Source organism: Methylobacterium sp. R2-1 (genome assembly GCF_014191355.1).
Taxonomy (GTDB): Bacteria; Pseudomonadota; Alphaproteobacteria; order Rhizobiales; family Beijerinckiaceae; genus Methylobacterium.
In genome coordinates, this window is sequence record NZ_JACHWM010000004.1 from 254,844 (window position 1) to 275,486 (window position 20,643).

A 20,643-nucleotide genomic window follows, 5' to 3' on the forward strand; every position below is an offset into this window, starting at 1 on the left:
GGGAGGAGGATTACAACCGCGTCTGCGCCACATCCGCCGTGTTGAGCCGAACGGTCCGCACCCGGCCGTCGCGCTCCACCAGCAGGGTGACCGGACGGTCGAGCCCAGCCTCCTCGACAACGGAGGTGAGGTCCGACAGGCGGTGGACCGGCCGGCCGTTGGCGCCGACGATGACGTCGCCGATATCCCCGGTGCGGGGATCGACACCGCGCAGGCCCGCCTGCGCCGCGGGCGAACCGGGAAGCACCCGCAGCACGACGACGCCGTCGATGCCGAGCCGGGCGGCGGTCGCCTCCTGTCCGGCGATGATGCCGATGCCCGGGTTGCGGACGCGTCCGTTCTTGATGAGGTCGGGCACCACCCGGTTCACCACATCGACCGGCACCGCAAAGCCGATGCCCGCACTGGCACCCGAGGGCGAGAAGATCGCCGTGTTGACGCCGATCAGGCGACCGGCGGAATCGAGAAGAGGTCCGCCGGAATTGCCCGGATTGATCGCGGCATCGGTCTGGATGACGCCCGACAATTCGCGGCCCTCCTGCGTCGGCAGGCGCCGCTGAAGCGCGCTGATGACGCCGGTGGTGAGAGTGTGATCGAGGCCGAATGGGTTGCCGATCGCGAAGGCCGATTGCCCCACCTTGAGATCGGCCGAGGTTCCGACGGCGAGGGGAGGGGGCATCTTGGCCACGCGGCCGAGTTGGAGCACGGCCAGATCGTAACTTGGCGCGATACCGACGACTCGCGCGCTGACCACTTCACCGGAGGCGAGCCGCACGGAGATCGAGCCGCCGCCCTTGGTCGCGGCCTCGACCACGTGGTTGTTGGTCACGACGTGACCGGCCGCGTCCCAGACGAAGCCGGTGCCGGTTTGCGTACCGGAGCCCTGCTGCTGCTCGCTTCCTCCCGGCCCTTGGCCCAACTCGTCGTCGGGCTCCATCAGCGCTCGCCCCTGCGCCGCAGCCTGGGCGAAGACGTGGACCACGGAAGGGGAGGCGCGGGCAAACAGATCGACGGTGGTCTTCTCCGCCGAAGACAGGTCACCGCGCGCAGTGACCGACCGGGGCGCGTCCGCCGAGTAGAGGAAGGCGAGGATGTAGGGCTGCGCCACGAAGGCGATCAGCAGACCCAGAGTCACGCCTAAGGCGATCCGCACAAAACGTTCCGGCACCGACAACCCCAACCACTGACTCAGTCTTAGCCCAAGCCCTCGCTCGAGCTTTCCTCGTCCAGCCCGCGTGCGACCATCGACCGCGCAACCCGCGCCGACGGAACGGGTCGCGTTCAGACTTGCTCGACCAAACTCCCAAATGAGCGGTCGGTGGCAACGGCGATCGTGGGACCTCGAAGAATGAGACTTAGCTGTGTCCGGTGTGGCTTCCGGTCAACAAATCCCCGCTTTTCCTCACAGGCGGGCTGGGTGCGACATCGCACGGTCAAGCCTGTCTACCGAGAGTAACCAATTGCATACTGTTTCATACGCAGTGTCTTCCTACTGATGAAAAGGCATCGGTGGGCGGGCCTGGACCAATTCTTGGCGAAACCAAGGCAAGGCTCAGGCGAGGAACTGCGACGGAACGGTGACCGATTGGCTATCGAACACTCGAATTGATCGCAAAGCTGCCCCAGAGATGCTTCGATCGCCCACAAAACTTTGAACATACCGTCCCGGCGGCATCAGTCGTCGCGGCGTCCTTTCACGGACGAATACGGTTCGCACAGGAAGAACCAGAGATGGAAACCGAAGCTCTCGAACGTCCTGCCGACCTCACGATCTGGCGCACGCTGCCGGCCTCTTCTCCGCTGGCCCAGCCCGAGCGCTACGACACCCTGCGCGAGGCGCTCGCCGCCGCGAAGGGGGCCCTGGGCGATCCCTCGAAGCAGCCCTGGATCATCACCGAAGAGGGCGAGATCCTCTCCCCGAACTGGATCCGCACCTACGTCAACTGATCGCGGCCTCAGCGCACGGCCTCCGGCTCGTTCGAAGCGGCGGGTTGCTCGGGTGCGGCGCCGGGCATCGGCTCCGGCCGGCTCACCAGTGTGACCAGCACGTAGGACACGATCATCAGCAGGAACCACGAGCCGAGCTTGGCCGCCGAGACCGGCGACCAGCCGGCCGCCTGGTTCGGGTAGAGCCAGACGCGGCTTGCCGTGCCGATGTTCTCGGCGAGCCAGATGAAAAGCGCGACGAGAACGAAGCCGAGCAGCAGCGGCATCTGGCGGTGAACCTGCCAGACCTTGAAGTGGACGACGGTGCCCGCGAACAGCAGGCCGGTCGCGATGAACAGCACGCCCCGCATGTCGGCCACGTAATGGTGGCTGAAGAAGTTGACGTAGATCGCGCCCGCCAACGGTAGCGTGAACCTGAGCGGCGGATGCCGCGTGAAGCGGAAGTCGAACAGACGCCAGACGCGGGCGATGTAGGAGCCGATGCTGGCATACATGAAGCCCGTGAACAGGGGCACGCCGGCAATGCGCAGCAGGCTCGCCTCCGGATAGATCCACGAGCCGACGCCTGTCTTGAAGATCTCCATCGTCGTCCCGACGACGTGATAGATCGCGATGACCTTGGCCTCCTCCCAGGTCTCCATGCCGAGCGCCAGCAACGCGACCTGAATCAGCACAGCCGCGAGCGTCAGGAAGTCGTAGCGGCTGAGCGGTGCGTCGACCGGATAGAACAGGTGCGTCCCGATCAACAGGGCGCAGATCAGGCCGCCGAACAGGCAGGCCCACCCCTGCTTCACCCCGAACCGCAGAAATTCGTAAGCGAAGGCCGGCAGGCGGCCCGCAGCGCGCGCATACTCGCCGAGCCGGCGCTCGGCCGCGACGAAGCCCGTCAGGAACGGCCAATTCCGTGCCGCGCTCGGCTCCGTTCGCCCTGTCGTCATCCTGATCCCCCGTCCCGCGCGACGTCCTTCGCGACACGAGAGGTCGAAAGCGGCAGTTTGACGGTCACGCTCGCCTCGCCGCACATTCAGCGCGGCAAGCGCGACGGGGAGGGGGCGTGCAGGCGAGCGAGGTAGAGGATCGGACGCACGCTCGGCGGCGGACGGAGCGCGAACTGCGCCGGCTCGAAGCGCTCGCGGCCCGCAAGCGCTTCCGCAGGCGAAGCCTGCCGGCCCTGCGCGGATCGGCCGGGGCGGCGGCAGCCTTCGCGGCTCTCCTGAAAGTCAAGGTGGTCGGGACGCTGGCGGGCAAGGCGGCCATCGCCGTCCTGGTCGGCCTCGGCCTTGCGTGGCCGGCCCTGGTGATCGGCGTGGTCGGCCTCGTCGGGATCGTGCTGGCTTTCGTCAGCCTGTTTTCCGGCGAGGGCGGCTCACACCACTTCGACTGCGATTGCCCTTGCGATTGTGCCGGCAAGGAGAAGCGGGCCGAGCGGCTCAAAGCTCTGATCGCGCAGCGCCGGGCATGGCTCGCTGCGCCGTCGGGTCCGGCTCCGAGCGTGCGGTGGGACGCGCGCGGGCGTCATCACCTGACAGGAAGCCGGCGCAAGCGCGGCCGGTGAGCCCCGCCTTATGGACAGTGGCCGCGTTTGGTGGCTTGCCTATAATGCTCAAAAAAAATCTTCGTCTCCGCCGACACCGAGACTGACGCCAGGAACAGTTGCACGATGAGCTCCCGGATTCCCGATTTCGCCTCGGTCGCCTACGCGGCGGACGGCTTCAAGGCGCCGCCTCCGCCGGTCTCGGAGCCGTGGATGACGCCCGAGGGCATTCCGGTGAAGGGGTTCTATGGCCCGGAGGACCGTGAGGGCTGCGAGGGGATCGATTCGTTCCCCGGCCTGCCGCCCTACCTGCGCGGCCCCTATCCGGCGATGTACGTCACCCAGCCCTGGACCATCCGGCAATATGCCGGGTTCTCGACCGCCGAGGACTCGAACGCCTTCTACCGGCGCAACCTCGCCGCGGGCCAGAAGGGTCTCTCGGTCGCCTTCGACCTCGCGACCCATCGCGGGTACGATTCCGACCACCCGCGCGTCTCGGGCGACGTCGGGATGGCGGGCGTCGCGATCGATTCGATCTACGACATGCGCACGCTGTTCTCAGGGATTCCCCTCGACCAGATGACCGTGTCGATGACGATGAACGGCGCGGTGCTGCCCGTGCTCGCCCTCTACATCGTCGCGGCCGAGGAGCAGGGCGTGCCACCGGAGAAGCTCGCCGGCACGATCCAGAATGACATTCTGAAAGAGTTCATGGTCCGCAACACCTACATCTATCCCCCCAAGGGATCGATGCGGATCATCTCGGACATCTTCGGCTACACCTCGAAGAACATGCCGAAGTTCAACTCGATCTCGATCTCCGGCTACCACATGCAGGAAGCCGGGGCGACGCAGGATCTCGAACTCGCCTACACACTCGCCGATGGTGTCGAGTACATCAAGGCGGGCCTCGCGGCGGGCCTGACCATCGACCAGTTCGCCCCGCGCCTGTCGTTCTTCTGGGCGATCGGGATGAACTTCTTCATGGAGATCGCCAAGATGCGGGCCGCGCGCCTGATCTGGGCGAAGCTCGTCAAGGAGTTCGAGCCGAAGAGCGACAAGTCGCTGCCGCTGCGCACCCACTCTCAGACGAGCGGTTGGTCGCTGACCGCGCAGGACGTGTTCAACAACGTCACCCGCACGTGCATCGAGGCGATGGCAGCGACCCAGGGCGGCACGCAGTCGCTCCACACCAACGCGCTCGATGAGGCGCTGGCCCTGCCGACCGACTTCTCGGCGCGCATCGCCCGCAACACCCAGCTCTTCCTGCAGCAGGAGAGCGGCACGACGCGGATCATCGATCCGTGGGGCGGCTCCTACTACGTCGAGCGGCTGACCCGGGACATCGCGGCGCGGGCCTGGGAGCATATCCGCGAGGTCGAGGCGCTCGGCGGCATGGCGAAAGCCATCGAGGCGGGCATCCCGAAGCTGCGCATCGAGGAGGCCGCCGCCCGCGCCCAGGCGCGGATCGATTCCGGACGCCAGACGATCGTGGGCATCAACAAGTACAAGCCCGACGACGAAATGAAGATCGACCTGCTGCGCGTCGACAACGCCGACGTGCGCGCCAAGCAGATCGACAAGCTCAAGCGCCTGCGCGCCGAACGCAACCAGTCGGACGTCGATGCGGCACTCGCCGCCCTGACGAAGGCCGCCGACGGCGAGGGCAACCTGCTCGAACTGGCGGTGAACGCGGCGCGGGCCAAGGCCACGGTCGGTGAGATCTCGGAGGCGCTGGAGAAGGCCTGGGGCCGTCACCGCGCCGAGATCCGCTCGATCTCGGGCGTCTACAAGCGGGAGGTGGGCGGCATGTCGCCGGTGGTGGAGAAGGTCCGCGGCCTCGTCGAGGCCTTCGAGGAGAATGACGGGCGCCGTCCGCGTATCCTGGTCGCCAAGATGGGCCAGGACGGGCACGACCGCGGCCAGAAGGTGATCGCCTCCGCCTTCGCCGACCTCGGCTTCGACGTGGATATCGGGCCGCTCTTCGCCACGCCCGACGAGGCGGCACGCCAAGCGGTGGAGAACGACGTGCACATCGTCGGCGTCTCCTCGCTGGCGGCGGGTCACCTGACGCTGGTTCCGGAACTGAAGGCCGCGCTGAAGCAGGAGGGCCGCGACGACGTAATGATCGTGGTCGGCGGCGTGATCCCGCCGGGCGATTACGACGCACTCTACGCCGCGGGCGCCTCAGCGATCTTCCCGCCGGGCACCGTGATCGCGGAAGCGGCGGTGAAGCTTCTGGGTGAACTCAACAGCCGCCTGGGCTACGGAGAGCGGCAAGCGGCCGAGTAGTCCGCCTTTCCAGTCTCGGCAGGGGCGAGGCACTCGCCTTTCATTTGAATTTACCTGAATTCCAAGCGGCATCGCGCCTCGCGTGGTGCCACCTCCGGGGATCGGGTAAAACGGCGGAGTTTGTTCGCGCCCGCCGGCTTTCGAAGATCGGCAGCGCTCCCGTTCTTCGAAGGTGTTGGGCGATGGCCGAGGCGGACCGGGAAAAGATCCTGCCCGTGATCCTGTGCGGCGGCTCGGGCACGCGGCTGTGGCCGGCCTCGCGCGAGAGCATGCCGAAGCAGTTCACGCCGCTGGTCGATCCTACGACCTCGACCTTCCAAGCCACCGTCCGCCGCGTCGCCGACGGCAACGTCTTCGCCAAGCCGACGGTCATCGCCTCGGCCGAGTCCCGCTTCATCGTCGCCGAGCAGCTCGCGCAGAGCCGCATCGCCGCCAACATTCTGCTCGAACCCGAGCGGCGCGACTCCGCCGCCGCCGTCGCGGTGGCCGCCCTTCACGGTGCGCGCCAGGGCCCGGAGACGGTGGTGCTGGTGATGGCCGCCGACCACGTGATCGAGGATACCGCTGCCTTCGCGAGCGCCGCGCAGGAGGCCGCCCTCGGTGCCCGGCTCGGCCAGATCATGACGCTGGGCATCACTCCGACCCGGCCCGCGACCGAGTACGGCTACATCCGCACCGGCGGTGCCCTTCCCGACGCACCGGGCCTGCACCGAGTCGAGCGCTTCGTCGAGAAGCCGGACGCGGCCGGTGCCGAGCGTCTGATCGGAGAGGGCGCCCTGTGGAACTCGGGCTACTTCCTGTTCCGTGCCGACGTGATGATCGCCGAGCTGGAAGCGCACGCACCGGAGGTGCTGGAAGCCGCCCGCGGCGCGCTTGCCAACGCCGCCACCGATCTCGACTTCGTCCGGCTCCAGGCCGAGTCCTTTGCCCAGGCGCCGAAAACCTCGATCGATTACGCGGTGATGGAGCGCACGACCCGCGCCGGGGTTCTCGCGGTCTCCTTCGCGTGGTCGGATGTCGGCACCTGGGATGCCGTCTGGCAGGTGCTGGAGCGCGACGCGCGGGGCAACGCCGTGCGAGGACGCGTCGAACTGGTCGAGACGACGGGGAGCCTCGTCCACAGCGAGGGCGACGGGCTCACCACCGTCGTCGGGCTCGACGACGTGGTGGTGGTCGCAACCCCCGATGCCGTGCTAGTCGCCTCCAAGGCGCAGTCGGGCAAGGTGAAGGATCTCGTGACGGTCCTGCGCGAGAAGGCGCATCCGGAAGCAGATGCCCATCGCCGGATGTACCGCCCCTGGGGCTGGTATCAGCGTATCGACATCGGCGAGCGCTTCCAGGTGAAGCGGATCATGGTGACGCCGGGCGGGCGGCTCTCGCTGCAGAAGCATTTCCACCGGGCCGAGCACTGGGTGGTGGTGAAGGGCACCGCCGAGGTGACGCTCAACGATCAGGTTATCCTCGTGCACGAGAACGAGGCGGTCTACCTGCCGATCGGCTCGATGCACCGGCTGACCAATCCCGGAAAGATCCCGCTCGAACTGATCGAGGTCCAGGTCGGCTCCTACACCGGCGAGGATGACATCATCCGCCTGGAGGACGTCTACGGGCGCTGAACTCCGGGCCCCGCAGACAGGTCGGACAAGTGGCGCCCGAGCCGGGCAACGCCTTCCCGATCCATGCGGAGGCCGAGCTTCGAGCGGCGCCAGAGGATGTCATCGGGCAGGCGGGCCCATTCGTACCGCACGAGGTAGTCGACCTCACGGGCACTGAGATCGCCCCCGAAGGCTTGGCCGAGATCGGACAGCGAGCGCGCATCCCCGAGCAAACGTGCGGCGCGGGTACCGTAGGCCCGAGCAAGGCGCCGGACCGTGGCATCCGGCAGAAAGGGGTAATCGGCCGCGAGCCTCTTCGCGAACCCCTCGAAATCGGCGCCCGCCATATCACCACCGGGCAGGGGCGCGGCGCCCGTCCAGGCCGGTTTCATGCCCGGCAGGTGCGGTCCGAGCTTCTCCAGCGCGTGCTCGGCGAGCCTCCGGTAGGTGGTGATCTTGCCCCCGAACACGGAGAGAACCGGCGGCCCCTCGTGATCGAGGTCCAAGACGTAGTCGCGGGTTACCGCCGAGGCGTTCGCGGCGGCATCGTCGTAGAGCGGACGTAGGCCGGAAAAGCTCCAGACCACGTCGTCCGGGCCGATCTGCCGCTCGAACGAGCGGTTGATGCAGGCACAGAGATAGCGCGTCTCCTCGCTTGAAATGCGGACAGGGCCGGGGCCGCCCTCGTGCGCCACATCGGTGGTGCCGATCAGGGTGAAGTCGCGCTCGTAGGGGATGGCGAAGACGATGCGCCGGTCGGGCTGCTGCAGGATGTAGGCGTGCTCCCCGTCGTAGAGCCGCCGTACGACGATGTGGCTGCCCTTGACGAGCCGGACTTTCGGCCGCGCCTCGATGGAAAGCGTGCGCAGCAGGGTCTCACCGACCCAGGGACCGGCGGCGTTGACGACGATCCGTGCCCGCACGCTCTCCCGTTGCCGCCGCTCGGCATTGTAGAGGGTGACGGTCCAGACGCCGGCCTCGCGCCGTGCGGATTCCACGGTGGTTCGGGTGCGAATCCACGCGCCCCGCTCGGCAGCGTCGAGCGCGTTCAGCACGACGAGGCGGCTGTCCTCGACCCAGCAATCGGAATACGCGAAGCCCCGGGTCAGCCGCTTCTGGAGCGGCGCGCCAGCCCCGTCTCGGCCAAGGCGCAGCGCCTGAGAGCCCGGCAGCGCCTTGAGTCGCGCGAGGTGGTCGTAGAGGAACAGTCCGAGCCGCAGCATCCAGACCGGGCGCAGGCCGGCATCGTGCGGCAGGACGAAGCGCAGCGGCCAGACGATGTGCGGCGCGAGCCGCATCAGCCGTTCACGCTCAGCCAGCGCCTCGCGCACGAGCCGGAACTCGTACTGTTCGAGGTAGCGCAGGCCACCATGGATCAGCTTGGTCGAGGCGGAGGAGGTGTGCTCGGCGAGATCGCCCCGCTCGCACAGCAGGACGCGCAAGCCCCGGCCGGCCGCGTCGCGGGCGATACCGGCGCCGTTGATGCCGCCGCCGATGACGAGGAGATCGAACGGTTCGCTCACCGCCCACCCGGACCGCTCAGGAGACTGACGACGATCCCGATCAGCACGGCGGCCCCGAGACAGCGCCGCCATGGATTGACCCCGCGGACGATCTCATCGAGCGCCCAGACGGTGAGGCTCAGGAGCGCGACGACGCCAAGGCCCGCGAAGACCGGAGCGGGCAGACCGGGCATCGTCGCCTCGAGCAGCCATTCCAGGGCCGAAGCCGCCGCGAAGATCCATAGGGGCCAGTTCGGCCACTGACCGATCACGACGGCGCCGCTGCGCCGGTCGCGGAAGAACCAATCGAAGGCCCGGCGCAAGCGGCGCCTCAGATCGCGTCCGTGCGCCTCGCGGCACGGATCGGCTCGCAGATCTTCGGGCTGATCTGGTCGAGATGCGGGCAGGCATTGGTCTCGTACCAGCCCCGCAGCTCGGGCTGCTTCGGCGCGACATACATGGCCGTCAGGACGAAGCCGCCGGCGATCATAATCAGAAGCAGAAGTAGGTTGCGCAAGGGAGATCTCCAATCCGGCGGGCCTGGACAGGAACGCCGGCATCATCGCGGCAGACGCGCGAAGGCCGGGAGAGTTCCCTGGCCGAGCCTCGCACCAGCCGCTCATCAACGGCGAAGGTCGTCGATGGTCTGCGGCCGGGTGTGGGTCAGCGGGCCTTGCGAGCCGGGCAACAACCCGAGATCCTGAAGCCAGAGCATCGCGAGCAGCGCCGCGATCAGGCTGCCCAGACTCATCAGGATCGTGAGATTTCGCCGCCGGACGATGATGAGGATCAGCACGACGAGCAGGGCGAGCGAGAGCGCGAGCGTCAACATGGAGGACCTCTTACGACGATACGGCCCGCGGCGTCCCGCCGGACGCGCATCCCTGCCGCAGGCGCGAGCGGCAGTTCATCTGCGAACCAGATCTGATCGGGACAGAGAGAATACATCGGAAAGCTGAGCCGAATTTTTCCCGAAGCTTTCGTCCGGCGGTGTCATCAAAAATTCACGGAACTGCACGTCCCACCGACCTTTGTAAGCTCGGCGGCGGATCCGTAGCGGTGGCAGGTGCTGCCCTGTCATTCGACACTGGCCGGTCGTCGAGCGTGGACCGGCATGGTCCGATGCCGAACTGTACCGATTGCAGCGGTCGAAGTTCTTCGGAGTTCCGATGTCAGACGCTCTCAGCCTGACCGGCAGCGGTTCGACGCCCGCTCCTGTCGGTGGATCGGCCCGCGGACCCAACCTCGATGGGCGCACGCATCCTGCCGGGATCGGCCTCTTCTTCCTCGTGCTCGCGGGTGGCGTCGGCTACGCGCTCTTCAACCTAATCACGGACATGCAGGCCGCCGGCCAACCGCCGCTCGCGATCGGTGCCTTCGCGCTGCTCGGCCTGGCGCTGCTCATCGCACTCGGCTTCGAATTCGTGAACGGGTTTCACGACACGGCCAACGCCGTGGCGACGGTGATCTATACGCACAGCCTGCCGCCCGTCGCTGCCGTGGTCTATTCGGGTGTCCTGAACTTCCTCGGCGTCGTCGTCTCGACGGGGGCCGTCGCCTACAGCGTGGTGACGCTGCTTCCCGTCGAACTGGTGCTCAAGGCCGGCTCCTCCGCGGGCTACGCGATGATCTTCGCGCTCCTCATCGCGGCCATCATCTGGAACTTGGGCACCTGGGCCCTCGGCTTGCCGAATTCGTCCTCGCACGCGCTGATCGGCTCGGTCCTCGGCGTCGGCTTCGCCAACCAGATCCTAGCGCCCGAGGGTTCGGAAACTTCCGGCGTGCAGTGGGATCAGGCGTGGAGCGTGCTGCGCGCCCTGCTGTTCAGCCCGGTTGTCGGCTTCGTCATGGCGGGCCTGCTGCTGCTGGCGATGCGGTTCGTGATCCGCAACCGCGCGCTCTACCGGGAGCCAGAGGCCGATGCACCGCCCCCGCTCTGGATCCGCGCGCTGCTGATCCTGACCTGCGGCGGCGTCTCGTTCGCCCATGGCGGCAATGACGGGCAGAAGGGCATGGGCCTGATCATGTTGATCCTGATCGGCGCCGCGCCCACGGCCTACGCGCTCAACCGCACCATGGCGGAATCGGCGACGCCCCACTTCGTCGACGTCTCGGAGCGCGCCCGGTCGGTGTTCCGGGACCGCGCGGAACAGGCCCCGGTGCCGAGCGCGGCCGATGCGCGCGCACAGATCACCAAGGCGCTGGGCAAAAAGGAACTCGACAGGCCGGAGATTTACGCGGCGCTCGCTGCCCTCTCGGACGACGTCGCCACGAAGGTGAAGGAGTACGGAGCGATCCGACACGTTCCGGCCGAAGCGACGCCGAACCTGCGCAATGACATGTTCCTCGCCTCGGACGCCATCCACAGCCTGGAGAAGCGCGAGGGCCTTTTCGTCGGTGAGGAGGCGAAGACGTTGAGGGCCTACGAGACGAGCCTGAACGATGGCACCCGTTACATCCCGACTTGGGTGAAGGTGTCGGTCGCCCTGGCGCTCGGCCTCGGCACCATGGTCGGCTGGAAGCGCATCGTCGTCACCGTCGGCAGCCGGATCGGCAAGAAGCACCTGACCTACGCACAGGGCGCCTCCGCCGAGATCACCGCGGCCGGCACCATCGGCTTGGCGGAGGCCTACGGTCTGCCGGTCTCGACCACCCACATCCTGTCGAGCGGCGTAGCCGGCACCATGGCCGCCAACGGTTCCGGCCTGCAATGGGCCACCGTGCGCAACCTCGCCGTTGCGTGGCTGCTCACCCTTCCGGCGGCGATCACCTTAGCCGGGCTGCTCTACGCCGGCCTGCGGGTCGTCCTCTGAAGCGACGCAGAGGTTACAGGCCGGCGTACATCCGGCCGGGGTTGAAGATGCCGGCCGGATCGTGCGCGGCCTTGATGCCGGCGGTGATCCGCATCAGCGGCTCGGACAGCGGCTCGAAGACGGGCACGGCCGCGCGCAGCGCCTCGGGCGCGCGCACCAGCGTCGCGTGTCCGCTGCCGGCGGCCTTGACCGCGGCGCGGATCACGGCAGCGCCGGCCTCGTCCGAAGGATCGGTGGCGAGCCAGATCAGGCCGCCGCCCCAATCGTAGAACCAGCGCGCGGCACGCTCGCCCCCGATCGCCGCGGTGACCGCCGGTCCGCGGGTCGGCGCGGTGGAGATGCGCCAGATCGCGGCCTCGTGCGGCTCGGCAAGCAGGGTCGCGTCGCGCACGGCGCGCCAGAGCGCGGCGCTCTCCTCGCCCTCGACGACGTGCGGCTCGCCATACCGGCGCAGGAGGCGGCGCAGCTCGCCGAGGCGATAGCTCACCGACTTCGAAAAGCCCTCGATGCGCAACAGGGTGCGCGGCTCCGGGCCACCGATGCTTGCGGGCAGGTGGGCGGCGCCGGTCAGCTCGAACGGCGAGCCGAGGGCGGCCGCGAGCGCCTCGACGGCCACCGCGTCGCCGAGACCCGGTAGAACGAGGGTCGCGACCTGCTCCTGCACCGGCAGGACCTTGAAGGTGACCTCCGTCAGCAGGCCGAGGGTGCCCCAGGAGCCGGCCATCAGCTTCACGAGATCGAGGCCGGTCACGTTCTTCATCACCCGCCCACCGGACTTGATCGGCTGGCCGCGGCCGTTGACGAAGCGCACGCCGATCAGGCTGTCGCGGGCCGCGCCCGCATTGATGCGGCGAGGCCCCGAATTGTTGGCCGCCGCCACGGCGCCGAAGGTCGGCTCGCCGGTCGAGCCGAGGAGCGGGCGGTGATCCATCGGCTCGAACGGCAGCATCTGGCCGCGCCCGGCCAGCAGCGCCTCGACTTCGGCGACCGGCGTCCCGGCGCGGGCGGCGACCACCATCTCGGCGGGCTCGTAGAGGGTGATGCCGGTGAGCCCGGTCGCGGAAAGCGTCGCCTCGTCCTGAGGCGGACGGCCGAACGCCGACTTGGTGCCGCCGCCGACGAGCCGCAGCGGTTCCGAGCGGCCGGCAGCCTGCGCGACGATGGCGGCCGCCTCCTGCTCGTCGGCCGGCGCGTATGAGGTCATCGTTTCCGTCCCGTCGGGTTTCTTATGGGCGTTTCGCAAGAACGTCCGGACTCAAACCCCGATTGGACGAAGCTGGCAAGCGGGCCTTGATGCACGTCTCAACGAGCCGGTGCGGGAAGCCGTTTCGGAAAACGCTCTCGCACGACGGTGCGCAGCCCCGCGATATCGAGGAACCAGACCAGCGCTCCGTAGACCACCAGCCCGGCCGCGACGCAGGCCGGCAGGGCGAGCGCCGGCTCCAGGCCGCGGAACGGCAGCACCGCCAGGATCATGGCGAAGCAGGCGCAGGCGGTCAGCGCAAGGTCGCGGCTCGGCAGACGCAGGCGTTCGCCCCCTGTCAGCGCCCGCACGCCGAGCACGACGACCGCCGCGACGAGACCCAGGGTCTGCGCGACAGCGACCCCTTGCGGTCCCATCAACCGCGGCAGGACGACGAGACCGATGCCGTTGACGGCCAAGCCGACCAGGGCGGCGGAGACGACCGGACTCGTCCGGCGGCGGATCTGGAAGATGGGATTGAGGGCGAAGTTCATGATCGAGAGGCAGAACAGGCCCGGGATCAAAAGGCCGGTGTAATCCGCGAACGGCCCGCGGAACGCCTCCGGGACGATCAGTGCCTGCAGGGCCGGTGTCACCGCCCAGTAGCCGGCGGCGCAGGGCAGGAGCAGCGCCACCACGACGGCGATGTTGCGCGAGACCTGGGTCTCGGCAGCCTCGCGACCGTGGTGCTCCTCCGCCTGCACGGCGATCTGGAACAGCAGCAGGTCGAGCGCCGCGCCGAGCGTCGAGAAAGCCCGCGAGCCGAGATCCGCGGCGAGCGCGAAGTAGCCGGCCTCGGCAAAGCCCGCGGTCCCGGCGATGGCGGCGCGGTTGAGGAAGGGCATGATCTGATAGACGGCGTTGGCCGCGATCAAGGGCAGGCCATAGGCCGCGAACAGGCGCAGGGTCGCGCGGACCCGGCCGGAGGGGAGGGCGGGCGCGTGCCCCAGGAGCCCGTCACCGAGCACCCGACGCATCGGCAGCACCGCCAGGAACTGGCTCAAGCCCCCCGCGATCAGCACCCAAACGGGCTGCGGAAACAGCCAGGCTGTACCCGCCATCAGCACGAAGGCCAGCGCGTTCTTCCACACCACGAGCCGGAGATAGGCGCCTCCGATGAAGCGGGCGCGGGCAAGCGCCGCGTGGTAGTCGAACAATCCGATGCCGATCGCCGCGACCATGGTGCCGGCGGTGATCACCAGCCGGCCCTCGGGGGTCGGGTCGATGGCGATCCCGAGGCCGGCGCAGAGGGCGGCCGCGGCGAACAATGCCAGTGCGACGGCACCGTAGGCCTGATCGAGTCCCCGGCGGATCCACGGCTCGGCCTCGCGCACCCGCGCCGAGTAGAACCGCGTCGCCGAGAGACGTAGCCACTCGAAAAGGAGGGTGTTGAGCACGACTGCGCCGGCGGTCGCCAGGGCGAAGCGACCGAAATCGGCCGGTCCCAGCATCCGGGCGATGGCGATGCCGAGGATGAAGTTCAGCCCGGCATTGAGAACGAAGGCGGCGATGACGGCCATGGGACGGGTTGCGTTGCTCGCTCAGCCTCGAGCCTGGAAGGACGAGCCTCGCAGCTACCCGCCAACAAAGCCTGAATTGTGGGGCAGCCGCGTCACCGCCGTTCCGGTACGTCTGGGAACCCAGGCTCGCCGCAGCCCGTCGGTGCCAGCGCGCCGGCGCCAGGTTGAGGCCCGAGCCGTGCTATGGAGCCCCGGGGCTCGAAACAGAGGCTCGCGATGTCTGTCGATCTGCCCTTCGTCACGAAAGTGTTCGCCGCCCTGTTCGCCATCATGAACCCGATCGCGAACGTGCCGGTGTTCCTTTCCCTCACCGACGGAGCTTCTGACGCCGTGCGGCGGCGGGTTGCCGTCACGGCCGCCTTCGGGACCACGATCGGTTGCCTCATTTCGATCGTGGGCGGACAGGCCGTCCTGGATGCTTTCGGGCTCAGCATCGACGACTTCCGTCTGGCGGGCGGGCTCATCGTGCTGACGATCGCGCTCTCCATGCTGCAGGGCTCATCGAGCCGAACGCACGGCCGCAGCCCCAAGGAGAAGGAAGACGAGATCGATGCGGCAAGCATCGCCATCTATCCGCTGACGATCCCCCTGCTCGTTGGTCCGGGAACGATCGCGACGCTCATCGTCTACGGCCACGCCGCCGAGGCGCAAGCCAAATGGCTGGAACTCGCGATCGGTGTCGGCGCCTTTCTCGTCCTTCTGACGGTCGCGCTGCTCTCCGCCCCTTGGTTGGGCCGCCACCTGTCCGTAACGGCAACCGCGATCGCACGCCGCCTGATGGGCATGATCCTGGCCGCCGTTGCGATGGAGATGATTGTGACGAGCCTGCGGAACCTGTTCCCCGGCCTCAGCCATTGAGCCGCCGGGAGCCCCCGGCACGCCGGCGCTTCTCGACGCGGCGTTACAGCCAACCCTTCGCCTTGAAGTAGAGCAGCGGCACGATTGCCGAGATCGCGATCAGGGCGAGGCCGTAGGGGTAGCCGTAGACCCATTCGAGTTCGGGCATGTGCTTGAAGTTCATGCCGTACATCGAGGCGACAAGGGTCGGCGGCACACCGACCACCGACACGACGGTGAGGACGCGGAAGGCGTTGTTCTGCTCGATGTTGATGAGCCCGAGCGTGGCATCGAGCAGGAACTGCACGGTTTCGGAGAGACGAGTCTCGAATTCGTCCAGCGAGGCGATATCCCCTGCCAAGGTGTCGAAGCGCGGCGCATCGCGCTCTTCGAGGATCTGGCCGCACTCGCTCTTGGCGAAGGCGACGATGCGCGCGAGGCCGAGCAGGCTGGCGCGGACCTTCGCCAGCGACTTGCCATGGCGCCCGACAGAGCGGAGGAGCCGGCGCAGCGCAAGGTCGCGCCGCCTCGGAGCGGTGGCGTCGCCCTTGCGGGCGCCGGGCCGGCCGCCGGCATCGAAGTCGAAGATGCGGGTCGAGAGACTGTCAAGGTCGCCCGACATCTCCTCCAGAAGGTCGGCGAGGTTGTCGACCAGCTCCTCGACCACCAGCAGGAACATCCCCGTGCTGGTGCTGCCGTCGCCGTCCCCCTCGTCCACACGTTTTCTGACGGCCGCGATCGCCCGCATGTCGTGGAAGCGCACCGTGACGAGGTGATCCGCGCTGAGCAGGAAGCCCAACGGCTTCAGGGTGAAGTCGGAGCGGTCGAACGTCACCATCGGCGTCGAGAGGGACAGGCCGTCGCGGTTGCGGCGCAGGCGGCTCGACGATTCCACCTCGCTAAGCGCGGCCCGCGAGGGCACGCGGATGCCTGTCTTGCGCTCGACCAGTGCCGCCTCTTCCGCGGTCGGATCGTTGAGATCGATCCACAACGCGTGATCGGGCAGGTTCGCGCTGCCCTCTGCACCGTCGTGTTGGACGGCGCCGTTTGCCCCATGCAGGCTCATCATCGGGAAGGATCGTCCGTGTCGTCGGGCTGCACGAGAAATTCGTGCAAAAACGCCGCAGCCGCGAGGAAGCTGCGCCTTGACTCAAAATCCGCCTGCGCCTATCTCGCAGCCGTCGTTAGCACTCACTTGCTTAGAGTGCTAACAAACAGGTGGAGCGCGGTCCATCCGGGCCGCATGAAGACCAACCGCCAATTCGAAGCAAGAGGGCAGCTCATGAAGTTCCGTCCGCTGCACGACCGCGTCGTCGTCCGTCGCATCGAGAGTGAAGAGAAGACGAAAGGCGGCATCATCATCCCGGATACCGCCAAGGAGAAGCCGCAAGAGGGTGAGATCGTCGCCGTCGGCCCTGGCGCCCGCGACGAGCAGGGCCGCGTCAACGCCCTCGACGTGAAGGTCGGTGACCGCGTGCTGTTCGGCAAGTGGTCCGGCACCGAGGTCAAGATCGACGGCCAGGATCTCCTCATCATGAAGGAATCCGACATCATGGGCGTCGTCGTCGCCTAAGGCAGACCCCTTTCCATCGCCCTTCGAGGCCGCTCTCGCAGGCTTCAGGGCTTTCCGACACTCTCATTTGAGGCAGGTACTCACATGGCAGCGAAAGACGTTCGTTTCTCCGCCGACGCTCGCGACAAGATGCTGCGCGGTGTCGACATCCTCGCGGATGCCGTCAAGGTCACCCTCGGCCCCAAGGGCCGCAACGTCGTCATCGAGAAGAGCTTTGGCGCTCCCCGCATCACCAAGGACGGTGTGACGGTCGCCAAGGAGATCGAGCTCTCCGATCGCTTCGAGAACATGGGCGCCCAGATGGTGCGCGAAGTGGCCTCGAAGACCAACGACATCGCCGGTGACGGCACCACCACCGCGACCGTGCTCGCCCAGGCGATCGTCCGCGAGGGCGCCAAGTTCGTCGCCGCCGGCATCAACCCGATGGACCTGAAGCGCGGCATCGATCTGGCCACCCAGGCCGCCGTGAAGGACATCACCGCCCGCGCCAAGAAGGTCGCCTCCTCCGAAGAGGTGGCCCAGGTCGGCACGATCTCCGCCAACGGCGACAAGGAGATCGGCGAGATGATCGCCCACGCCATGCAGAAGGTGGGCAACGAGGGCGTCATCACCGTCGAGGAAGCCAAGACCGCCGAGACCGAGCTCGACGTCGTCGAGGGCATGCAGTTCGACCGCGGCTATCTCTCCCCGTACTTCGTCACGAATGCGGAGAAGATGGTCGCCGAGCTCGAGGATCCCTACATCCTCATCCACGAGAAGAAGCTCTCCTCGCTCCAGCCGATGCTGCCGGTGCTCGAGGCCGTGGTGCAGACCGGCAAGCCGCTGCTCATCATCGCCGAAGACATCGAGGGCGAGGCGCTCGCCACGCTCGTCGTCAACAAGCTGCGCGGCGGCCTCAAGGTCGCGGCGGTGAAGGCCCCGGGCTTCGGCGATCGCCGCAAGGCGATGCTCGAGGACATCGCGATCCTCACCAAGGGCCAGACCATCTCCGAGGATCTCGGCATCAAGCTCGAGAACGTCGCCCTGCCGATGCTCGGCCGCGCCAAGCGCGTCCGCATCGAGAAGGAGAACACCACGATCATCGACGGTCTCGGCGAGAAGGCCGACATCGAAGCCCGCGTCGGCCAGATCAAGGCGCAGATCGAGGAAACCACCTCGGACTACGACCGTGAGAAGCTCCAGGAGCGTCTGGCCAAGCTCGCTGGCGGCGTCGCGGTGATCCGCGTCGGCGGCGCGACCGAGGTCGAGGTCAAGGAGAAGAAGGACCGCGTGGACGACGCGCTCAACGCCACCCGCGCTGCGGTGGAAGAGGGCATCGTCCCCGGTGGCGGCGTCGCGCTGCTCCTCGCCAAGAAGGCGGTGGCCGAGCTGAAGTCCGACATCCCGGACGTCCAGGCCGGCATCAAGATCGTCCTCAAGGCACTCGAAGCCCCGATCCGTCAGATCGCCGGCAACGCGGGCGTCGAGGGCTCCATCGTCGTCGGCAAGATCACCGACAACGGCGGCGAGACCTTCGGCTTCAACGCACAGACCGAAGAGTACGTCGACATGATCCAGGCCGGCATCGTCGACCCGGCCAAGGTCGTGCGCACCGCCCTGCAGGACGCGGCCTCGGTCGCCGGCCTGCTGGTGACCACGGAAGCCATGGTCGCCGACGCTCCCAAGAAGGACAGCGCCGCTCCCGCCATGCCGGGTGGCGGTGGCATGGGTGGCATGGACTTCTAAGTTCACGCCCATCATCGAGGAACGGAGGAGGGGTCGCCGCGAGGCGGCCCCTTTTTCGTCGCCAGGACCCGGATGCGGCCGATGATCGCCGGGGCGGCGCGCGGCTCACCGCAGGAAAACCACCGGGAGTATATCCAATGCAGTGGCCGCGGGCACCGGGTCTCGGCAGCTTCGACTCGGCAGCTCTCTGACGTTGTCGGCCTGATTTCCCCGAGCACCGTGACGGATCGTATCCCCGCTCCCTCGACGCCGCATGTGCGCATCCGCGAGGAGATGCTGGGCCTGATGCAGGCGCTGTCGGAGGGGATACGGATTGATCGCCTGATGGCCGATCAGCTCTCACAGATCTCCGATCGCGCCAGGCTCTGCGGTGAGGGAGAGATGGCCGACGGTCTCCTCGACGTGACCCGCAGGCACCGGGTCGCCGAGCTGGAGGGGCAGGGCCGGCTCGCCGCCCTCGAAGCGCGGTATGCGATCCTGTTCCCCGACGAGCCGTAGAACGCATGTCGGACGGCACGTGTCCGGACGGGCTCAGCCCTTCTTCTTCTTGCCCTTCCGCTCCTTCTGATCCTTTTCCTTGCCCTTCTTCTCCCGGCCTTCCTTCGCGGCCGGCGCGTCGTGGTCCTTGCCGTCCCACACCGCGGCGAAGGCGCGGCTGGCCAGCGCCCGCTCCGGCGGAGCCGCGATGGCACGGGCCTTGGTCGCTGCATCCTCGGCCCGGGTCTCGCCCTTGCCGAACGGCGCGTCACCGGCGGCCAGGGCGGCGAGGCGGTGGCGATGCCAGCCCGGCGTCGCGCTCTTCAGCGAGGGGTGGTGCGGGTCGAGACGGGTCACGAGTCCCTTCATCTCCGCCTCGGACATCCCGTCCGCGATCAGGGCAAAGCTCTCGCTGCCGAGAACCTCGCGGATCATGCGCAGTGACGCCACGCGCAGGGTCCGGGCCTTGAGCTGCTTCACGACGAGAGAGCGGGCGACCTTGGGGATTTCGGTCCGGATGTCGGGAAACGCTTCCGGCGCGGCGGCCATCGCCTGCAACACGGCGTACCCATCGACATCAAGGGCCATGGAGGAGTTCCTTCACTTCCGCGACGAGCGGAATCAGCACATTGGAGACGTGGGCGCCATACTTGGCGGAGAAGGTCGGCGGTGCACCATCGGCGGGAACCAGCGCGTCGGCCAGCGCCGCCGCCTGCGGGATGCGGGTTTGGAGCAGATGGAAGCCGGCATCCTCGGCCCTCGCCTCCGTCTGGAGTCGGGCCAGGGTCCGCTGATGCTGGCGGACCTGGGCCTGGAAGCGGGTGACGAGAACGTGCGGTGCACTCCTCGGGACGATGTGGCTCGCCTGCCGGCCGGAGCGCCGCCAGATCGTCTCGACGAAGGCATTGAGACCGTAGGTGGAAAGAAAATCGGGGATGGAAGTGACGAGCACGAGGTCGGCGGCACGCACTGCCACCTCGGTCATGGGTGAAATGCCCGGCGCGCAATCGAAGAAGATGTAATCGTAGTTTTCGGCCAGAGGCACGAAATCCTCTTGGAAGATCGACCACAGCTTCTCGTCGATGGCGTGCATCGAGAATTTCCGCTCGGTCAACTCGTAGAGGATCTCCCGCTCGACGAGCCGCAGGTGCGGGCCGGACGGCAGCAGCGAGAGCGACAGCGGCGCGTTCTTATGGATGGTCAGGCTGACACCGGGTTGGATCCGAGCGGAGAGGTCCGGCTTGTGGCGGGTGATGAGCTTGAGGGCGAGATAGGCCTCCAAGGTGCGCCCTCGGACGATCATCTCGCCGAGCAGCCTGTCACCCGCGAGGCAAACCGACACGCTCGCCTGCGGATCGAGATCGACCACCAGCACCCGCGCTCCGTCCGCGGCCAGCGCCTCGGCAAGCATGACCACGGTGGTGGTCTTGCCGACCCCGCCCTTCATGTTCGCCACCGCGATCAGCTTGCCGCCCACCGATATCCCCTCAGAAACGAACGCCGCGTCGAACCTGCTCCGCCCGCAAGTCGAGCTGCTTGAAGGCACTCTAGCGCATCGAGCGTTGCCGGTGTCCGACGACACCTT

The 20,643-nt window shown here is 67.7% G+C and carries 20 protein-coding genes; 9 read left to right on the top strand and 11 right to left on the bottom strand.

Features of this window, described 5'->3' with window-relative positions:
* Window positions 1-10: 10 nt before the first annotated feature.
* The gene (locus FHU13_RS07910) at window positions 11-1,168 is read right to left on the bottom strand and encodes a S1C family serine protease (protein WP_183435315.1); all 1,158 of its coding nucleotides are present in this window, start codon (window positions 1,166-1,168) and stop codon (window positions 11-13) included.
* Between the two features lie 563 nt (window positions 1,169-1,731).
* On the opposite strand from FHU13_RS07910, the gene FHU13_RS07915 reads away from it, so the two are divergent.
* On the top strand, window positions 1,732-1,947 hold the full coding sequence (locus tag FHU13_RS07915; protein WP_183435316.1) for a hypothetical protein: 216 nt from the start codon (window positions 1,732-1,734) through the stop codon (window positions 1,945-1,947).
* Between the two features lie 8 nt (window positions 1,948-1,955).
* Here the strand turns inward: FHU13_RS07915 and FHU13_RS07920 are convergent, their stop codons facing one another.
* Window positions 1,956-2,885: a DUF817 domain-containing protein gene (locus FHU13_RS07920; protein WP_183435317.1), complete on the bottom strand. Its 930-nt coding sequence runs from the start codon at window positions 2,883-2,885 to the stop codon at window positions 1,956-1,958.
* A 116-nt stretch (window positions 2,886-3,001) separates the two neighbouring features.
* Between FHU13_RS07920 and FHU13_RS07925 the strand changes: the two genes are divergently transcribed.
* The 3 genes from FHU13_RS07925 (at window position 3,002) to FHU13_RS07935 (ending at window position 7,389) form a co-directional block, all read left to right on the top strand.
* Window positions 3,002-3,502, top strand: a complete 501-nt coding sequence (locus tag FHU13_RS07925) for a hypothetical protein (protein WP_183435318.1) — start codon at window positions 3,002-3,004, stop codon at window positions 3,500-3,502.
* A 105-nt stretch (window positions 3,503-3,607) separates the two neighbouring features.
* The gene (gene scpA, locus FHU13_RS07930; protein ID WP_183435319.1) at window positions 3,608-5,773 is read left to right on the top strand and encodes a methylmalonyl-CoA mutase; all 2,166 of its coding nucleotides are present in this window, start codon (window positions 3,608-3,610) and stop codon (window positions 5,771-5,773) included.
* A 182-nt stretch (window positions 5,774-5,955) separates the two neighbouring features.
* Window positions 5,956-7,389: a mannose-1-phosphate guanylyltransferase/mannose-6-phosphate isomerase gene (locus FHU13_RS07935; protein ID WP_183435320.1), complete on the top strand. Its 1,434-nt coding sequence runs from the start codon at window positions 5,956-5,958 to the stop codon at window positions 7,387-7,389.
* On the opposite strand, the gene glpD is transcribed toward FHU13_RS07935, so the two are convergent.
* The 4 genes from glpD to FHU13_RS07955 all read right to left on the bottom strand — a co-directional run bounded on the left by glpD (window position 7,377) and on the right by FHU13_RS07955 (window position 9,702).
* On the bottom strand, window positions 7,377-8,891 hold the full coding sequence (gene glpD / locus FHU13_RS07940) for a glycerol-3-phosphate dehydrogenase (protein ID WP_183435321.1): 1,515 nt from the start codon (window positions 8,889-8,891) through the stop codon (window positions 7,377-7,379). The genes FHU13_RS07935 and glpD overlap by 13 nt on opposite strands.
* Entirely contained in the window at window positions 8,888-9,193 is a 306-nt protein-coding gene (locus tag FHU13_RS07945; RefSeq protein WP_183435322.1) for a hypothetical protein, read from the bottom strand. Before FHU13_RS07945 ends, glpD begins: the two co-directional genes overlap by 4 nt.
* An 8-nt stretch (window positions 9,194-9,201) precedes the next feature.
* Entirely contained in the window at window positions 9,202-9,387 is a 186-nt protein-coding gene (locus tag FHU13_RS07950; RefSeq protein WP_183435323.1) for a hypothetical protein, read from the bottom strand.
* A 105-nt stretch (window positions 9,388-9,492) separates the two neighbouring features.
* Window positions 9,493-9,702 (bottom strand): hypothetical protein, encoded by a 210-nt coding sequence (locus tag FHU13_RS07955; protein ID WP_183435324.1) that lies wholly within the window; start codon window positions 9,700-9,702, stop codon window positions 9,493-9,495.
* A 337-nt stretch (window positions 9,703-10,039) separates the two neighbouring features.
* Here FHU13_RS07955 and FHU13_RS07960 point away from each other — a divergent pair, with 337 nt between their 5' ends.
* On the top strand, window positions 10,040-11,683 hold the full coding sequence (locus FHU13_RS07960) for an inorganic phosphate transporter (RefSeq protein WP_183435325.1): 1,644 nt from the start codon (window positions 10,040-10,042) through the stop codon (window positions 11,681-11,683).
* Between the two features lie 13 nt (window positions 11,684-11,696).
* On the opposite strand, the gene glcE is transcribed toward FHU13_RS07960, so the two are convergent.
* On the bottom strand, window positions 11,697-12,887 hold the full coding sequence (glcE, locus tag FHU13_RS07965; RefSeq protein WP_183435326.1) for a glycolate oxidase subunit GlcE: 1,191 nt from the start codon (window positions 12,885-12,887) through the stop codon (window positions 11,697-11,699).
* 98 nt (window positions 12,888-12,985) lie between these two features.
* Window positions 12,986-14,446, bottom strand: coding sequence for a lipopolysaccharide biosynthesis protein (locus FHU13_RS07970; RefSeq protein ID WP_183435327.1), 1,461 nt, complete (start codon window positions 14,444-14,446; stop codon window positions 12,986-12,988).
* A 216-nt stretch (window positions 14,447-14,662) separates the two neighbouring features.
* On the opposite strand from FHU13_RS07970, the gene FHU13_RS07975 reads away from it, so the two are divergent.
* Window positions 14,663-15,304 (top strand): MarC family protein, encoded by a 642-nt coding sequence (locus FHU13_RS07975; RefSeq protein ID WP_183435328.1) that lies wholly within the window; start codon window positions 14,663-14,665, stop codon window positions 15,302-15,304.
* A 43-nt stretch (window positions 15,305-15,347) separates the two neighbouring features.
* On the opposite strand, the gene FHU13_RS07980 is transcribed toward FHU13_RS07975, so the two are convergent.
* Window positions 15,348-16,352, bottom strand: a complete 1,005-nt coding sequence (locus FHU13_RS07980; protein ID WP_183435329.1) for a magnesium transporter CorA family protein — start codon at window positions 16,350-16,352, stop codon at window positions 15,348-15,350.
* Between the two features lie 213 nt (window positions 16,353-16,565).
* Between FHU13_RS07980 and groES the strand changes: the two genes are divergently transcribed.
* The 3 genes from groES (at window position 16,566) to FHU13_RS07995 (ending at window position 19,079) form a co-directional block, all read left to right on the top strand.
* On the top strand, window positions 16,566-16,856 hold the full coding sequence (gene groES / locus FHU13_RS07985; protein ID WP_183435330.1) for a co-chaperone GroES: 291 nt from the start codon (window positions 16,566-16,568) through the stop codon (window positions 16,854-16,856).
* 84 nt (window positions 16,857-16,940) lie between these two features.
* Complete coding sequence (groL, locus tag FHU13_RS07990; protein WP_183435331.1) at window positions 16,941-18,581, top strand: chaperonin GroEL; 1,641 nt, start codon at window positions 16,941-16,943, stop codon at window positions 18,579-18,581.
* A 219-nt stretch (window positions 18,582-18,800) separates the two neighbouring features.
* On the top strand, window positions 18,801-19,079 hold the full coding sequence (locus FHU13_RS07995; RefSeq protein WP_312889570.1) for a hypothetical protein: 279 nt from the start codon (window positions 18,801-18,803) through the stop codon (window positions 19,077-19,079).
* A gap of 33 nt (window positions 19,080-19,112) precedes the next feature.
* Here FHU13_RS07995 and FHU13_RS08000 read toward each other — a convergent pair whose 3' ends face one another.
* Together FHU13_RS08000 and FHU13_RS08005 are read right to left on the bottom strand one after the other, a co-directional pair.
* Window positions 19,113-19,646 carry a hypothetical protein gene (locus FHU13_RS08000; RefSeq protein ID WP_183435332.1) on the bottom strand — a complete coding sequence of 178 codons (534 nt, stop codon included), beginning with the start codon at window positions 19,644-19,646 and terminating at the stop codon, window positions 19,113-19,115.
* The gene (locus FHU13_RS08005) at window positions 19,636-20,535 is read right to left on the bottom strand and encodes a ParA family protein (protein WP_183435333.1); all 900 of its coding nucleotides are present in this window, start codon (window positions 20,533-20,535) and stop codon (window positions 19,636-19,638) included. Before FHU13_RS08005 ends, FHU13_RS08000 begins: the two co-directional genes overlap by 11 nt.
* Window positions 20,536-20,643: the final 108 nt, after the last annotated feature.

Bases quoted from the DNA above. Each gene is read 5' to 3' on its own strand.
- FHU13_RS07935 (WP_183435320.1), top strand. From the start codon at position 5,956: ATGGCCGAGGCGGACCGGGAAAAGATCCTGCCCGTGATCCTGTGCGGC.
- FHU13_RS07920 (WP_183435317.1), bottom strand. From the start codon at position 2,885: ATGACGACAGGGCGAACGGAGCCGAGCGCGGCACGGAATTGGCCGTTC.
- FHU13_RS07955 (WP_183435324.1), bottom strand. From the start codon at position 9,702: ATGTTGACGCTCGCGCTCTCGCTCGCCCTGCTCGTCGTGCTGATCCTC.
- FHU13_RS07970 (WP_183435327.1), bottom strand. From the start codon at position 14,446: ATGGCCGTCATCGCCGCCTTCGTTCTCAATGCCGGGCTGAACTTCATC.
- groL (WP_183435331.1), top strand. From the start codon at position 16,941: ATGGCAGCGAAAGACGTTCGTTTCTCCGCCGACGCTCGCGACAAGATG.
- groES (WP_183435330.1), top strand. From the start codon at position 16,566: ATGAAGTTCCGTCCGCTGCACGACCGCGTCGTCGTCCGTCGCATCGAG.
- glcE (WP_183435326.1), bottom strand. From the start codon at position 12,887: ATGACCTCATACGCGCCGGCCGACGAGCAGGAGGCGGCCGCCATCGTC.
- FHU13_RS07915 (WP_183435316.1), top strand. From the start codon at position 1,732: ATGGAAACCGAAGCTCTCGAACGTCCTGCCGACCTCACGATCTGGCGC.
- FHU13_RS07960 (WP_183435325.1), top strand. From the start codon at position 10,040: ATGTCAGACGCTCTCAGCCTGACCGGCAGCGGTTCGACGCCCGCTCCT.
- FHU13_RS08000 (WP_183435332.1), bottom strand. From the start codon at position 19,646: ATGGCCCTTGATGTCGATGGGTACGCCGTGTTGCAGGCGATGGCCGCC.
- FHU13_RS07975 (WP_183435328.1), top strand. From the start codon at position 14,663: ATGTCTGTCGATCTGCCCTTCGTCACGAAAGTGTTCGCCGCCCTGTTC.
- FHU13_RS07980 (WP_183435329.1), bottom strand. From the start codon at position 16,352: ATGATGAGCCTGCATGGGGCAAACGGCGCCGTCCAACACGACGGTGCA.
- scpA (WP_183435319.1), top strand. From the start codon at position 3,608: ATGAGCTCCCGGATTCCCGATTTCGCCTCGGTCGCCTACGCGGCGGAC.